Below are 14,939 nucleotides of genomic sequence, written 5' to 3'. Positions count from 1 at the left end.
TCGATCTGGCGGCCCAGATGACCAAAATTAATATATCGGTCACAAATTTCTCGTGAATATCGCTCATCGTGCTGGCTATTGCAGGCAACTGGACAGTGCGCTGCGCTTTGCGGCATAGTCGGCGCGCATTGAATCGGCACACTCGAGAAGGAAACCGCAGATGGCAACCCTACTGGTACTGCACGGCCCCAACCTGAACCTGCTCGGCACCCGCGAGCCAGGCGTCTACGGTGCAGTGACCCTGGCCCAGATCAACCAGGACCTGGAGCAGCGCGCCCGTGCTGGCGGCCACCATCTGCAGTACCTGCAAAGCAATGCCGAGTACGAATTGATCGACCGAATCCATGCTGCCCGCAGTGAAGGCGTGGATTTCATCATCATCAATCCGGCAGCTTTTACGCACACCAGCGTCGCATTACGTGACGCGTTGCTGGCGGTGAGCATCCCATTCATCGAAGTGCATTTGTCCAACGTGCACAAGCGCGAGCCATTTCGCCATCACTCCTACTTTTCAGATGTCGCGGTAGGTGTGATCTGCGGCCTCGGCGCCAGTGGTTATCGACTGGCCCTGGAAGCCGCCCTGGAGCAATTGGCAGCCACTGCAAAACCCTGATTTCGAGAGCCTGGTTGCAAGACGAGGCCTTTAGAAAGTTTGAATACACAGCATATGCGCCCCTGACCGACCCTTGGGAGTTGATGATTAATGGATATTCGTAAAGTTAAGAAATTGATCGAACTGCTGGAAGAATCCGGCATCGACGAGCTCGAGATCCGTGAAGGCGAAGAATCCGTACGGATCAGCCGCCACAGCAAGACTCCAGCCCAGCAGTACTACGCGCCAGCTCCGGTTGCCGCAGCAGCCCCTGTAGCTGCCGCCGCACCAGCACCGGTTGCCGCCGCTGCAGAAGCGCCTGCCAAACCGGCATTGAACGGCACCGTTGCCCGCTCGCCAATGGTCGGTACCTTCTACCGCAAGGCTTCGCCAACTTCGCCAGCTTTCGTTGAAGTCGGCCAGACCGTGAAGAAAGGCGACACACTGTGCATCGTCGAAGCGATGAAAATGATGAACCACATCGAAGCTGAAACCAGCGGCGTGATCGAGTCCATTCTCGTCGAAGACGGCCAGCCGGTTGAGTACGACCAACCGCTGTTCACCATCGTTTGAACCGCGGAGAGCCAACGATGTCTGCGAAGTTGGAAAAAGTTCTGATCGCCAACCGCGGTGAAATTGCCCTGCGGATTCTGCGTGCCTGCAAAGAACTGGGCATCAAGACTGTTGCCGTTTACTCCAAGGCCGACAAGGACCTGATGCACCTGGGCCTGGCGGACGAATCGGTCTGCATCGGCCCGGCGTCAGCCGCCCAGTCTTACCTGCACATTCCGTCGATCATCGCGGCGGCCGAAGTCACCGGCGCCACGGCGATTCACCCCGGTTACGGTTTCCTCGCGGAAAACGCCGACTTCGCCGAGCAGGTCGAGAAATCCGGCTTTGCCTTCATCGGCCCGAAAGCCGACACCATTCGCCTGATGGGCGACAAGGTATCGGCCAAGGACGCGATGATCAAAGCAGGCGTACCGACTGTTCCCGGTTCCGACGGCCCACTGCCTGAAGACGAGGAAACCGCTCTGGCGATCGGTCGCCAGGTCGGTTACCCGGTGATCATCAAGGCCGCTGGCGGCGGCGGTGGTCGCGGCATGCGCGTCGTGCACAAGGAAGAAGACCTGATCTCCTCGGCCAAGCTGACTCGCAGCGAAGCCGGTGCCGCGTTCGGCAACCCGATGGTCTATCTGGAAAAATTCCTGACCAACCCACGTCACGTGGAAGTCCAGGTACTTTCCGACGGCCAGGGTCATGCCATTCACCTGGGCGACCGTGACTGCTCCCTGCAGCGTCGTCACCAGAAGGTACTGGAAGAAGCGCCAGCACCGGGCATCGACGAAAAAGCCCGCCAGGAAGTCTTCGATCGCTGCGTTCGCGCATGCATCGAGATCGGCTACCGTGGCGCCGGCACCTTCGAGTTCCTCTACGAGAACGGCCATTTCTACTTCATCGAGATGAACACTCGCGTGCAAGTAGAACACCCGGTATCGGAGATGGTCACCGGCATCGACATCGTCAAGGAGATGCTCAGCATCGCCGCTGGCAACAAGTTGTCGTACACCCAGGAAGACGTGGTTATCCGCGGTCATGCCCTGGAGTGCCGGATCAACGCCGAAGACCCGAAGAAGTTCATCCCGAGCCCGGGCACGGTCAAGCATTTCCACGCACCAGGCGGCAACGGCGTTCGCGTCGACTCGCACCTGTACAGTGGCTATGCCGTACCACCGAACTATGACTCGTTGATCGGCAAGCTGATCACTTACGGCAAGGACCGTGACGAAGCCATGGCGCGCATGCGCAATGCGCTGGACGAAATCGTTGTCGACGGGATCAAGACCAACATCCCGCTGCACCGCGATCTGGTTCGTGACGAAGGCTTCTGCAAAGGTGGTGTCAACATCCACTACCTGGAACACAAACTGGCCAGCCAGGAATAAGTTCGGGTTGCAGCAGCACAAAAGCCCTCGGCCTTGGCCGGGGGCTTTTTTTGGCCTTAATATTTTTGCGACCGCTTCGCGCTCGAGCGCGAAGCGGTCGTGATCCTTTTTGTGCCTTGCACATTCCACGGCCACATTCGTGTTTACCCCCCCATTCTAGTAAACTGACCGGCTTTCGCGGCTAAACCCCGCCTCGCATTATTCAAAGGTGCCCGCCATGCCTTGGCTGCAAGTACGCCTGGCCATCAGCCCGGAACAAGCCGAAACCTACGAAGACGCCTTCCTCGAAGTCGGCGCTGTTTCGGTAACCTTCATGGATGCCGAAGACCAGCCGATTTTCGAACCGGAACTGAACACCACGCCACTGTGGTCGCACACTCATTTGCTGGCCCTGTTCGAAGGCGGCACCGAAGCCGCCAGCGTCCTGGCCCACCTGGAATTGCTGACTGGCAGCCCGTTGCCGGAGCATCACAGCGAAGTGATCGAAGACCAGGACTGGGAGCGCAGCTGGATGGACAACTTCCAGCCCATGCGTTTCGGCCAGCGCCTGTGGATCGTGCCGAGTTGGCACGCAGCCCCCGAGCCCGACGCCGTCAACCTGCTGCTCGATCCAGGCCTGGCCTTCGGTACCGGCACCCACCCGACTACCGCACTGTGCCTGGAATGGCTCGATGGCCAGGACCTGAAGGACTGTGAAGTCCTGGACTTCGGCTGCGGCTCGGGCATCCTGGCCATTGCCGCCCTGCTGCTAGGGGCAAAACAGGCCGTTGGCACCGATATCGACTTCCAGGCCCTCGAAGCTTCCCGCGACAACGCCGAGCGCAACAACATCGCCAAAGAGCGTTTTCCACTTTATCTGCCGGAAGATCTGCCAAAAGAGCAGGCCGACGTCGTTGTCGCCAACATCCTGGCCGGCCCGCTGGTGTCGCTGGCACCGCAACTGTCGAGCCTGGTCAAGCCCGGCGGGCGCCTGGCACTTTCAGGGATCCTGGCCGAGCAAGGCGAGGAAGTTGCCGCCGCTTATGCCAAAGACTTCGACCTCGACCCTATCGCCAACCGCGATGGCTGGGTACGCATCAGTGGTCGTCGTCGCTGAGAGCGCCTAGAATGGTCATCTGCACAACCCGGAATGCCGCATGACCGACAGTTTCGTCACCCAGTGTCCTCATTGCCAGACCAGCTTCCGCGTCAGCCACAACCAATTGAGTGTGGCGCGCGGAGTGGTGCGTTGTGGTGCCTGTCTCCAGGTGTTCAACGCCGCGAGGCAATTGCTTGAACAAAGCGCAGCCAAGGAAACCCCGGCATCCGCGCCTGCGCCGCAAGCCACACAACCACTCGTTGCCAGTCACCACGAGTGGTCTGCTGCCGAACTCGACCTGGACGAGCTCGACCTGGACGGCGAACTGGCCAAACTCGAGCAACGGGAAATAGAACCGACCACCGCGTTCAGCCATGCCCTCGCGCCACACAAAGACTCACTGAGCGCGCACCGCGACACTGCGGACACCGAGAATGAAAGCTGGCCCGACAGCCTGTTCAGCGAGCCAGCCAATGAGCGGGAAGCGCTGGACGAAATAGTCGAGCCCCTGCCGCCGATCATCGACCAAGGCCCGCTGGACCTTGAGCCGGCGCCTCACGAGCGCACCGAGCCGTCGCTCTCGCTCGGCGACATCGATCTGGATGAAACGCCCGAGACCGCACCGCTGCACACCGACGAACCACCGGTTCGCCATGAGCACCGTGAACACTTCTCGGCACTGGACGCCAACAACGATCTGGAGCCCGTCGAAGAGCACGAGCCCGATACCGCCCGAACGCGAGAAAAACACCCGCGCAGCGAACCGGCGCTGCACGACGACCCCCTGCTCGACCTGGTCGACGACCCGCTGCAACTGGACTGGCAAAAGCGTCGCAGCCCGTGGGGGCGCCGGGTGCTCTGGCTGCTGCTGATCCTGCTCGCCGCCGCCGCACTGGCCGGCCAATACATCTGGTACCACTTCGACGAACTGGCGCGCCAGGACCAGTACCGCCCCTGGTTCCAGCAGCTGTGCCCCGAAATCGGCTGCACGGTACCCTCCAAGGTCGATATAGCCCTGATCAAGAGCAGCAACCTGGTGGTGCGCAGCCATCCGGAGTTCAACGGTGCGTTGATTGTGGATGCGATCATCTATAACCGCGCGACGTTTTCGCAGCCCTTCCCCCTGCTGGAGTTGCGCTTCGCCGACCTCAACGGCCAACTGATTGCCAGCCGTCGCTTCAAACCCGGCGAATACCTGAGTGGTGACCTGGCCGGGAAGGCAGAAATGCCACCACAAACACCAATCCACATCGCCCTGGACATCCTCGATCCGGGCCCCAAGGCCGTGAATTACAGCCTCAGCTTCCGCTCACCGGAATAGCTGACACAACACACTCCCTGTAGCCGCTGCCGAAGGCTCGGTGCGCCGCTGCGACGCTCGCATGCGTAGCAGGCGCAGGATCTCAAGATCGCCGGGGAGCCCCTGCGGGACTCCAGCGCAGCCTTTTGGCAGCGGCTACACAGCCTGCCGAGCAACCAAACCGACAGGCATAAGCCAGTAACTGTTCAGATTTTATCCAAATCGACCTTTATCCGGTCATCGAGAGCGGGTATTATGCCAACCCTTTTTTCGAACTCTAATGATCCGGCCCCACCACAGGGAACACCTATGTCGGCGGTACGCATCGGCCCATACACACTGCAGAACGGTTTGATCCTTGCCCCGATGGCAGGGGTGACGGACCAGCCCTTTCGTCAGCTTTGCCGACGACTGGGCGCAGGGTTGGTGGTGTCGGAAATGGTCAGCAGCGACATGAGCCTGTGGAACAGCCGCAAGTCGCGTCTGCGCATGATTCACCAGGGTGATCCCGAGCCCCGCTCGGTACAGATCGCCGGTGGGGATGCACAGATGCTCGCGGCAGCCGCCAGGGCCAATGTCGAGCTGGGTGCACAGATCATAGATATCAACATGGGTTGTCCAGCCAAAAAAGTCTGTAACAAGGCTGCCGGCTCTGCTTTATTGAAAGACGAAGACCTGGTGCGCGAGATCCTTCACGCCGTGGTTGCCGCTGTCGAGGTGCCCGTCACCTTGAAAATTCGTACCGGCTGGGACCGGTCGAACAAAAACGGCATCACTGTCGCGAAAATCGCGCAAGACGCCGGGATTCAAGCGCTGGCGGTCCATGGCAGGACCCGCGCCGACTTGTACACAGGTGAGGCCGAGTACGACACCATTGCTGCCATCAAGCAGTCGGTATCGATTCCGGTCTTTGCCAATGGCGATATCGACAGCCCGCAAAAAGCCCGGTACGTGCTGCAAGCGACTGGTGCCGATGGCCTGTTGATTGGCCGGGCTGCCCAAGGGCGGCCGTGGATCTTTCGCGAGATCGAGCATTACCTGCGGACCGGCGAAACACTGCCGGCGCTGCACTTGAGCGAAGTGGAACGAATTCTGCTGGAACACCTGGCCGCGCTGCATGCCTTCTATGGCGATGTGATGGGCGTCCGTATCGCCCGCAAACATGTCGGCTGGTATCTGGCGACCCTGCCGGGTGCCAGGGAGTTCCGCAGCCACTTCAATCGTTTGGAAGATACGGAAGCGCAGTGCGCCAACGTTCGCAATTTTTTCAGCGAACGTTACGAGAGCCTGGTGACAGGGGACGGACAAGGGGTGGCCGCATGACGATGATGACCGAGACTTTAGAGAGTGGAACAACACCCGTGAGCGACAACGTTAATTTGAAACAGCACCTCAACACGCCGAGCGAAGAAGGCCAGACCCTTCGCGGTAGCGTCGAGAAGGCGCTGCACAATTATTTCGCCCATCTTGAAGGCGCAGCCGTCACGGACGTGTACAACCTGGTGCTCTCCGAAGTCGAGGCTCCGTTGCTCGAAAGCGTGATGAACTACGTCAAGGGCAACCAGACCAAGGCCAGCGAAATGCTCGGCCTGAACCGCGGCACCTTGCGCAAGAAACTCAAACAGTACGATCTGCTGTAAGCATGCATTCAAATCAGAAAAGGCGGCTCCCAATCATTGAGGTCGCCTTTTTTGCTGACTCCTCTGCTTTAGATGGAAACTGAAATGACCGACCAGACTACCCGCCTGCCGATCCGCCGCGCCTTGATCAGCGTTTCCGACAAGACCGGGATCCTTGAATTCGCCCGTGAACTGGAAGCCCTCGGGGTCGAAATCCTGTCCACCGGCGGTACCTTCAAGCTGCTGCAGGACAATGGCGTCGCGGCAGTCGAAGTCGCCGACTACACCGGCTTTGCCGAAATGATGGACGGCCGGGTCAAGACCCTGCACCCGAAAATCCACGGCGGCATCCTCGGCCGTCGCGGCATTGACGACGCCATCATGAGCGAGCACGGGATCAAGCCGATCGACCTGGTCGCAGTCAACCTCTACCCCTTCGAAGCCACCATCTCCAAGCCGGGCTGCGACCTGCCGACCGCCATCGAGAACATCGACATTGGCGGCCCGACCATGGTTCGCTCGGCGGCCAAGAACCACAAGGACGTGGCCATCGTGGTCAATGCCAGCGACTACAGCCAAGTGCTGGAAAGCCTGAAAGCCGGCGGCCTGACCTACGCCCAGCGTTTCGACCTGATGCTCAAGGCGTTCGAACACACCGCCGCCTACGACGGCATGATCGCCAACTACATGGGCACTGTTGACCAGGCCGCCGAGACCCTGTCGACCTCCGATCGCAGCGAGTTCCCGCGCACCTTCAACACGCAGTTCGTCAAGGCCCAGGAAATGCGCTACGGCGAGAACCCGCACCAGAGCGCGGCGTTCTACGTTGAAGCCAAGCCTGCCGAAGTCGGTGTCGCCACCGCGACCCAGCTGCAAGGCAAGGAGCTGTCGTTCAACAACGTGGCCGACACCGACGCCGCGCTGGAGTGCGTGAAGAGCTTCGTCAAGCCGGCCTGCGTCATCGTCAAGCATGCCAACCCATGCGGCGTTGCGGTCAGCCCTGATGCCGAAGGCGGTATCCGCCAGGCTTACGAGCTGGCCTACGCTACCGACACCGAGTCGGCCTTCGGCGGCATTATCGCCTTCAACCGCGAGCTGGATGCCGAGACCGCCAAAGCGATCGTCGACCGTCAGTTCGTTGAAGTGATCATTGCCCCAAGCGTGAGCGACGAGGCCCGCGCCATTGTCGCGGCCAAAGCCAACGTGCGCCTGCTGGCCTGTGGCCAATGGTCGGCCGACCGTGCCGCTGCCTGGGACTACAAGCGCGTCAACGGCGGCCTGCTGGTACAGAGCCGCGACATCGGCATGATCAGCGCCGATGACCTGAAGGTGGTGACCAAGCGTGCACCGACCGAACAGGAAATCCACGACCTGATCTTCGCCTGGAAAGTGGCCAAGTTCGTAAAATCCAACGCCATTGTCTACGCCAAGAACCGCCAGACCATCGGCGTCGGCGCCGGCCAGATGAGCCGTGTCAACTCTGCCCGCATCGCTGCGATCAAGGCTGAGCACGCCGGCCTGCAGGTACAGGGCGCGGTCATGGCATCCGATGCGTTCTTCCCGTTCCGCGACGGCATCGACAACGCGGCCAAGGTCGGCATCACCGCCGTGATCCAGCCGGGTGGTTCGATGCGTGACAATGAAGTGATTGCAGCAGCGGACGAAGCAGGCATCGCCATGGTCTTCACCGGCATGCGTCATTTCCGTCACTGATGGACCCTGTAGCCGCTGCCGGAGGCTGCGCTGAGGCCCGTCAGGGGCTCCGGCGTTCGACCGGTCTGCGACCGCTTTGCGGTCGAGCGCAGCCTTCGGCAGCGGCTACATAACTATGCACTCCATCCCGAATTCGCTTCATCGAGGTTTTTGACATGAATGTTTTGATCATCGGCAGCGGTGGACGTGAACACGCCCTGGCCTGGAAAGTCGCTCAGGACCCGCGCGTCGAGAAGGTCTTCGTCGCCCCGGGCAACGCCGGTACCGCCATTGAAGCCAAGTGCGAGAACGTCGCCATCGACGTCCTGGCCCTGGAGCAATTGGCCGACTTCGCCGAGAAGAACGTCTCGCTGACCATCGTCGGCCCGGAAGTCCCGCTGGTTGCCGGCGTCGTCGACCTGTTCCGCAGCCGTGGCCTGGACTGCTTCGGCCCGACCGCCGGCGCCGCTCAGCTCGAAGGCTCCAAGGCCTTCACCAAGGACTTCCTGGCGCGCCACAAGATCCCGACCGCCGATTACCAGAACTTCACCGAAATCGAGCCTGCCCTGGCTTACTTGCGTGAAAAAGGCGCCCCGATCGTGATCAAGGCCGACGGCCTGGCCGCCGGCAAGGGCGTGATCGTGGCCATGACCCTGGCCGAAGCCGAAGACGCCGTGCGTGACATGCTCGCAGGCAATGCCTTCGGTGACGCCGGTTCGCGCGTGGTGATCGAAGAATTCCTCGATGGCGAAGAAGCCAGCTTCATCGTCATGGTCGATGGCAAGAACGTCCTGCCGATGGCCACCAGCCAGGACCACAAGCGCGTGGGCGATGGCGATACCGGCCCCAACACCGGCGGCATGGGTGCCTACTCCCCTGCGCCTGTGGTGACTGCCGAAGTTCACCAGCGCGTCATGGACCAGGTGATCTGGCCGACAGTGCGCGGCATGGCCGAAGAAGGAAACGTCTACACTGGCTTCCTGTACGCCGGTTTGATGATCGACAAGGCGGGCAACCCGAAAGTCATCGAGTTCAACTGCCGCTTCGGTGATCCGGAAACCCAACCGGTGATGCTGCGCCTGCAGTCGAGCCTGGTCCTGCTGGTCGAGGCTGCCTTTGCCCAGGCCCTGGACAAGGTGGAAGCCCAGTGGGATCCACGCCCGAGCCTGGGCGTCGTCCTGGCTGCCGGCGGTTACCCTGCCGACTACGCCAAGGGCGCCGTGATCAACGGTCTTGACGCTGCAGCCGCGCTCGATGGCAAGGTGTTCCATGCCGGTACCGCGCTCAAGGACGGCAACGTCATCGTGGCCGGTGGCCGGGTACTGTGCGCCACCGCCCTGGGCGAAAGCGTCGGAGCCGCGCAGCAGCAAGCCTACCAACTGGCAGGCAAGATTGATTGGGAAGGTAGCTTCTATCGCAAGGACATTGGCTACCGAGCCATTGCCCGTGAGCGTGGCCAGGACCTGGAGTAAGTTTCCGGGGGTGTCGGCTGGCAGGTGCCCAAGGGCTCTTGCCAGCCGCTGAGCTTGCTGCGCATAGTTATCAACAGGCATTCACCTACGAAGGGATTTCGCCGTGCGCTGGCTCAGGATTGCCATAGGATTCACCGTCAGCCTGCTGACCCTGCTCTGCATGCTCCCGGCTTTCGCCGAGCAAGGCAGTGGCTGGGCGGTATTGCTCGATGATCAGGCCAGCCTGCAACTGAGCGATGTCCGCTCGGAACGCTATCGCAACCAATTCAGCCCCATCGAACTCGACCAGTTGAACGCCGCCGAGCCTCGGAGCGCACTCTGGCTGCACTATCGCTTGCCCGCCGGTGAGCAGGAACAGCTCCTGCGCATCTTTGCCCCGGACCTGGCCAAGCTCGATCTCTACGTACTCGACGGCGACACCCTGCTCAAGCAGCAGCACAGTGACGACGGCCTCCCCCCTTCAGACCTGCCCCTGGCCAGCAGCGATCACGTGCTGCCCTTGCCCACCCGCATGAAGCCGCTGGATATCTACCTGCGCCTGGTCTCGGAGCATCAGCTGCGCCCCAGCATTGCCCTGGTGCCCGCCGTCGTTGCCGCCACCGACCAGCGCCAGCCGTTGTTGTTCGGCCTGCTGTTCGGTTGCCTGGTCATGCTGGTGCTGCACAACGTGACGCGCTATGCCTATTCGCGCTCCAGCAGCAGTCTCTGGCTCAGTGTTTACCAGCTGCTGATGCTGTGCAGCGCCTTGATACTGCTCAATTTGAGCGGGCCCTGGCTGTCGCAGTGGCACCCGGCACAAACACCGGCGGCTTACTTCACCGCCTTGCTCGCGGCCCTGGCCGGTTTGATGTTCACCCTGCGTTTCTTTACCCCACGCGGGCATGTCCCGCTCAATCGCGTGCTGCTCAACGAAATGCTGCTGGTGGGCGTCTGTGGTCTGCTCTTGCTGTTCGTCGAGACCTTGCCGCTGAATCTGATGACCTATGCCCTGGTCGCGCTCAGCAGCTTGAGCATGCTCCTGGTGGGCGCCTTTCACTGGCACAAAGGTTACCCGCCGGCCCGGCTGTTCACCGTGGCCATGCTGATCTTCAACCTCGGTTGCCTGGTGATATTGCCCGCGTTGCTGGGCTTGACCCGCACCCCAACCCAATGGCTGCTGTTCGTCTTGCTGGCGTTTACCGGAGTCAGCGGCCTGCTGCTCAACCTGGCCGTCAGTGAACGGCTGCGCAGCATCGCCGAAGCCCGATTCAGCGCCAGCCGCGCGCTGGCAGCCAGCACTGCCGAGGTCAATGCCAAGGCCGAATTCCTGGCCAAGATCAGCCACGAGATCCGCACCCCGATGAACGGCGTGCTGGGCATGACCGAGCTGCTGCTCGGCACGCCCTTGTCGGTCAAGCAGCGTGACTATGTGCAAACCATCCACAGCGCCGGCAACGAACTGCTCACGCTGATCAACGAAATCCTCGATATCTCCAGGCTCGAATCCGGGCAGATCGAACTCGATGATGTGCAGTTCGACCTCAATGCCTTGATCGAGGATTGTCTGAACATCTTCCGCGCCAAGGCCGAGCAGCAGAATGTCGAGCTGATCAGTTTCACCCAGCCGCAAGTCCCCCGGGTCATCAGCGGTGATCCGACACGCCTGCGCCAGACCCTGCTGAGCCTGCTCGACAACGCCCTGAAAAAAACCGACGAGGGCGAGATCCTGCTGGTCGTCGCCCTGGACCAACGCAGCGACCGACCACGCCTGCGCATCGCGGTCCAGGACAGCGGCGAGCCGATGCCCGCCGCCGAGCGCGATGCCCTGATGCAGGCCGAGCTGCACCGCAAGAACTTCCTCTCCAACAACAAGCTCGGCGGGCATCTGGGGCTGGTCATCGCCAAGCAACTGATCATGCTGATGCAGGGTGAGTTCGGCATCAAATCCAGCAATAACCAGGGCAGCACGCTTTGGCTGACCCTGCCGCTGGACCCCGATCGCCTGGAGCAGCCTGCCGCCGATCTCGATATTCCGCTCAAGGGCGCTCGCGTGCTGGTAGTCGATGACAACGATACCTGTCGCAAGGTCCTGGTCCAGCAGTGCAGTGCCTGGGGCATGAACGTCAGTGCCGCCCCCTCGGGCAAGGAAGCCCTGGCCTTGCTGCGCACCAAGGCACACCTGCGCGACTATTTCGACGTGGTCCTGCTCGACCAGAACATGCCCGGCATGACCGGCATGCAACTGGCCGCCAAGATCAAGGAAGACCCCAGCCTGAACCACGACATCCTGCTGATCATGCTCACCGGGATCAGCAATGCGCCGAGCAAGATCATCTCTCGCAACGCCGGGATCAAGCGCATCCTGGCCAAACCCGTGGCCGGATATACCCTCAAGACCACCCTGGCCGACGAATTGGCCCAGCGCAACAACACCAGCATGCTTTCAGCGCCCTACATCCCACCTGCAACGCCGCCGATGGATGTTCCCAGCGACTTCCGCATCCTCGTGGCCGAAGACAACAGCATTTCCACCAAAGTGATTCGCGGCATGCTCGGCAAGCTCAACCTGGAACCCGACACCGCCAGCAATGGTGAAGAAGCACTGCGCGCCATGAAAGCGCGGCGCTACGACCTGGTATTGATGGACTGCGAAATGCCCGTGCTCGACGGCTTTTCCGCGACCCAGCAACTGCGCGCCTGGGAAGTCGGCAACCACCGCCAGCGCACGCCCGTGGTTGCGCTGACCGCACACATCCTCGCCGAGCACAAGGAACGCGCACGCCAGGCCGGCATGGATGGCCACATGGCCAAGCCCATCGAGCTGTCGCAACTACGCGAACTGATCGAGCATTGGGTTGCCATGCGCGAGCAAGGCTCCAACCAGGCGAAATCCTGCTGATACAGTCTTTTGCTACCGGGCATAAAGCTCGCTGCAATCGCCTGATAGACTCTCCCCTGCCCATCCCTGTTTCGAGCCCAGACCATGCTCCATGTGTTGTTCAGCGTTTACTTGAAGATGCTCGTGCTTTACAGCCCATTCTTCGTGCTGTCCTGCTTCATCAGCCTTACACGCGGCTACTCGAGCAAGGAGCGCAAGCGCCTGGCCTGGAAAGTGGCCCTGGGCACCGTGATTTCCAGCGTGCTGCTGTACTTGTTCGGGCGGGTGATTTTCGGCGTCTTCGGCATCACAGCCGACGCTTTTCGCATTGGCGCGGGCAGCGTGCTGTTCATCTCGGCATTGGGCATGGCCCAGGGCAAATCGGCCGTGCAAGCCGATAATGTGCAGCAGGACGTGACCATCGTCCCGCTGACCATCCCGATCACCGTCGGCCCCGGCACCATCGGTGCACTGCTGGTCATGGGTGTCGGCCAGCCACACTGGGACGACAAGGTCATCGCCATCCTGGGCGTCGGCCTGGCCAGCTTCACCGTAGGTCTGGTGCTGTTCCTGTCGCATCGGATAGAAAGCATCCTCGGCGAGCAGGGCCTGCAGATCGTCAGTCGGTTGATGGGGTTGTTCGTCTGTGCGCTGGCGGCGCAGATCATCTTTACCGGGATCAAGGGCTATATGGTGCCGTAAGACTACTCGCCACCCCGACTGTACTCTCGTTCCCACGCTCCGCGTGGGAATGCAGTGCCAGACGCTCCGGCGTCGACGCAGAGCGTCGCAGGAGGCATTCCCACGCAGAGCGTGGGAACGAGAGCACAGGAGGTTCTCAGGGTTTCTGCCCGTACCACCGCGGCGTATAGACCCACTCCCCACCATCAGCACGAGGGAACACACAGGTCGTCGACGAGCCGATCAACACCATCGTGCGCATATCCACCTGATCCGGCGTCAATGCCCCCAGCGAGACCACCCGCAGCGTCTGCCCCGGTCGACCGATATCGCGACCCAATACCACGGGTGTGTCCGGCGTGCGGTGTTGGCCGACGATTTCCAGCGCCCGGCCCAACTGCCAGGGACGGGCACGGGAGATCGGGTTGTAAAAGGCCAGGGCCAGGTCAGCCTGGGCGGCCAGGTCCAGGCGTTTTTCGATGATGTCCCAGGGCTTCAGGTTGTCTGACAGCGACAGAACGCAGAAGTCGTGCCCCAAAGGCGCACCGGCCTGAGCGGCGGTGGCCAGGGACGCGGAAACCCCCGGCAGGATCTCCAGCTCCACCGAATGCCAACCAGGCTCGGTGGACTCATGCAAGGCTTCCAGCACCGCAGCAGCCATGGCGAATACACCCGGGTCGCCGGATGAAACTACGACGACCGAACGCCCTTGAGCCGCCAGTTCGAAAGCATGACGGGCACGCTGCATTTCTTCTCGGTTGTCGGTGCAGTGCAAGACCTGATCCGCACGGAAAGGCCCGGCCATGCGCACATAGGTTTCATAACCCAGCACATCGTTGGCCCGGGCCAGTTCGGCCTTGACCGCCGGCACCATCAGTTCCGCCGCACCCGGGCCCAGGCCGATGACAGCCAGACGCCCGCGTGGTCGGCCGATGGCCTGCGGGTCGATGGGCTGCTTGGCGACCGCGATTGCCAACTGCTCACTGACACTGATCGGCGGGAGCAACTGCGGCACCGCCCGTTCGGCCAGTTCGCTGACCGAACCTGCCGCCGGTGCGAAGCGCAAGGCCACACCAAGCTCCAGCGCAGCGTCACGCAAGGCCGGACTGGCCATGTCCGTATCGGGAGCCAACAGGCAGGCCAGCGATGGCAGCGCGATCCTGGCCTGATGCAATGCCTCACGCACTGAATTGGCCAGATCGGGCAGTTGGGCACTGACGGCAACCAGCACATTGCGCGGATAGATCAGCAGCTCGTTGGCGGCAGGCTCGCGCTCGGTGCAGCCGACATGAATCGCCAGGCGCGCCTGGGCATCTTCCGGCAACCGAGCCTGCTCCAGCCAGGGCGCGGCACCTTCGATCCGTACCGTTTCACCGGCGAGCAAATCGCTGACGAAGCGTTTGCCCAGCTCCAGGTCCGCCAGTGCATACCCGCTCGGCGGGTTGAGCAGGCAGGTACCAAAGCGCAGTTCGCCACTGGTGGTAATCGCCGCGGCAACGCCAAGCCCCGCGGCAATTTCCCGCGCCATCACGTTGACCCCACCCAGCCCGCCCAGCAGCGGCACCACGGCGCTGCCGTCTTCGGCCACGGCCAGAACCGGAGGTTCGGCCCCCTTCTCCAGCAACACGCCAGCCAGGCTGCGAATGACGATACCCGCCGCGCACAAAGCGATGATGGGGGGGTCTTGCTGATAGAGCTGGCG

The 14,939-nt window shown here is 61.7% G+C and carries 12 protein-coding genes; 11 read left to right on the top strand and 1 reads right to left on the bottom strand.

Annotation, left to right across the window (positions count from 1 at the left end):
• The first annotated feature begins 160 nt into the window (after positions 1 to 160).
• The 11 genes from aroQ (at position 161) to F2S13_RS16470 (ending at position 13,258) form a co-directional block, all read left to right on the top strand.
• Positions 161 to 613 (top strand): type II 3-dehydroquinate dehydratase, encoded by a 453-nt coding sequence (gene aroQ / locus F2S13_RS16520; protein WP_166362658.1) that lies wholly within the window; start codon positions 161 to 163, stop codon positions 611 to 613.
• A gap of 90 nt (positions 614 to 703) precedes the next feature.
• Positions 704 to 1,165: an acetyl-CoA carboxylase biotin carboxyl carrier protein gene (gene accB / locus F2S13_RS16515; RefSeq protein WP_166362656.1), complete on the top strand. Its 462-nt coding sequence runs from the start codon at positions 704 to 706 to the stop codon at positions 1,163 to 1,165.
• Positions 1,166 to 1,182: 17 nt separating this feature from the next.
• Positions 1,183 to 2,538, top strand: a complete 1,356-nt coding sequence (accC, locus tag F2S13_RS16510) for an acetyl-CoA carboxylase biotin carboxylase subunit (RefSeq protein ID WP_166362654.1) — start codon at positions 1,183 to 1,185, stop codon at positions 2,536 to 2,538.
• 217 nt (positions 2,539 to 2,755) lie between these two features.
• Positions 2,756 to 3,634 (top strand): 50S ribosomal protein L11 methyltransferase, encoded by an 879-nt coding sequence (gene prmA, locus F2S13_RS16505; protein WP_166362652.1) that lies wholly within the window; start codon positions 2,756 to 2,758, stop codon positions 3,632 to 3,634.
• A gap of 40 nt (positions 3,635 to 3,674) precedes the next feature.
• On the top strand, positions 3,675 to 4,937 hold the full coding sequence (locus F2S13_RS16500; RefSeq protein WP_166362650.1) for a DUF3426 domain-containing protein: 1,263 nt from the start codon (positions 3,675 to 3,677) through the stop codon (positions 4,935 to 4,937).
• Positions 4,938 to 5,225: 288 nt separating this feature from the next.
• Positions 5,226 to 6,239 carry a tRNA dihydrouridine synthase DusB gene (gene dusB / locus F2S13_RS16495; protein ID WP_166362648.1) on the top strand — a complete coding sequence of 338 codons (1,014 nt, stop codon included), beginning with the start codon at positions 5,226 to 5,228 and terminating at the stop codon, positions 6,237 to 6,239.
• Positions 6,236 to 6,556, top strand: coding sequence for a DNA-binding transcriptional regulator Fis (gene fis / locus F2S13_RS16490; protein WP_166362646.1), 321 nt, complete (start codon positions 6,236 to 6,238; stop codon positions 6,554 to 6,556). Before dusB ends, fis begins: the two co-directional genes overlap by 4 nt.
• An 84-nt stretch (positions 6,557 to 6,640) precedes the next feature.
• Entirely contained in the window at positions 6,641 to 8,248 is a 1,608-nt protein-coding gene (gene purH, locus F2S13_RS16485) for a bifunctional phosphoribosylaminoimidazolecarboxamide formyltransferase/IMP cyclohydrolase (protein WP_166362644.1), read from the top strand.
• A gap of 155 nt (positions 8,249 to 8,403) precedes the next feature.
• Positions 8,404 to 9,699 carry a phosphoribosylamine--glycine ligase gene (gene purD, locus F2S13_RS16480; RefSeq protein WP_166362642.1) on the top strand — a complete coding sequence of 432 codons (1,296 nt, stop codon included), beginning with the start codon at positions 8,404 to 8,406 and terminating at the stop codon, positions 9,697 to 9,699.
• A gap of 103 nt (positions 9,700 to 9,802) precedes the next feature.
• Positions 9,803 to 12,577: a response regulator gene (locus F2S13_RS16475; protein WP_166362640.1), complete on the top strand. Its 2,775-nt coding sequence runs from the start codon at positions 9,803 to 9,805 to the stop codon at positions 12,575 to 12,577.
• A gap of 84 nt (positions 12,578 to 12,661) precedes the next feature.
• Entirely contained in the window at positions 12,662 to 13,258 is a 597-nt protein-coding gene (locus tag F2S13_RS16470; protein ID WP_166362638.1) for a MarC family protein, read from the top strand.
• A gap of 136 nt (positions 13,259 to 13,394) precedes the next feature.
• On the opposite strand, the gene cobJ is transcribed toward F2S13_RS16470, so the two are convergent.
• Positions 13,395 to 14,939, bottom strand: a 1,545-nt coding sequence (gene cobJ, locus F2S13_RS16465) for a precorrin-3B C(17)-methyltransferase (protein ID WP_166362636.1), incomplete at its 5' end; no start/stop codon positions are given.

Origin of the sequence: Pseudomonas akapageensis (assembly GCF_011355085.1) — a bacterium.
Taxonomy (GTDB): Bacteria; Pseudomonadota; Gammaproteobacteria; order Pseudomonadales; family Pseudomonadaceae; genus Aquipseudomonas; species Aquipseudomonas akapageensis.
The sequence above is the reverse complement of the archived record's forward strand: the minus strand, read 5'-3'. Positions and strand labels throughout refer to the sequence as shown.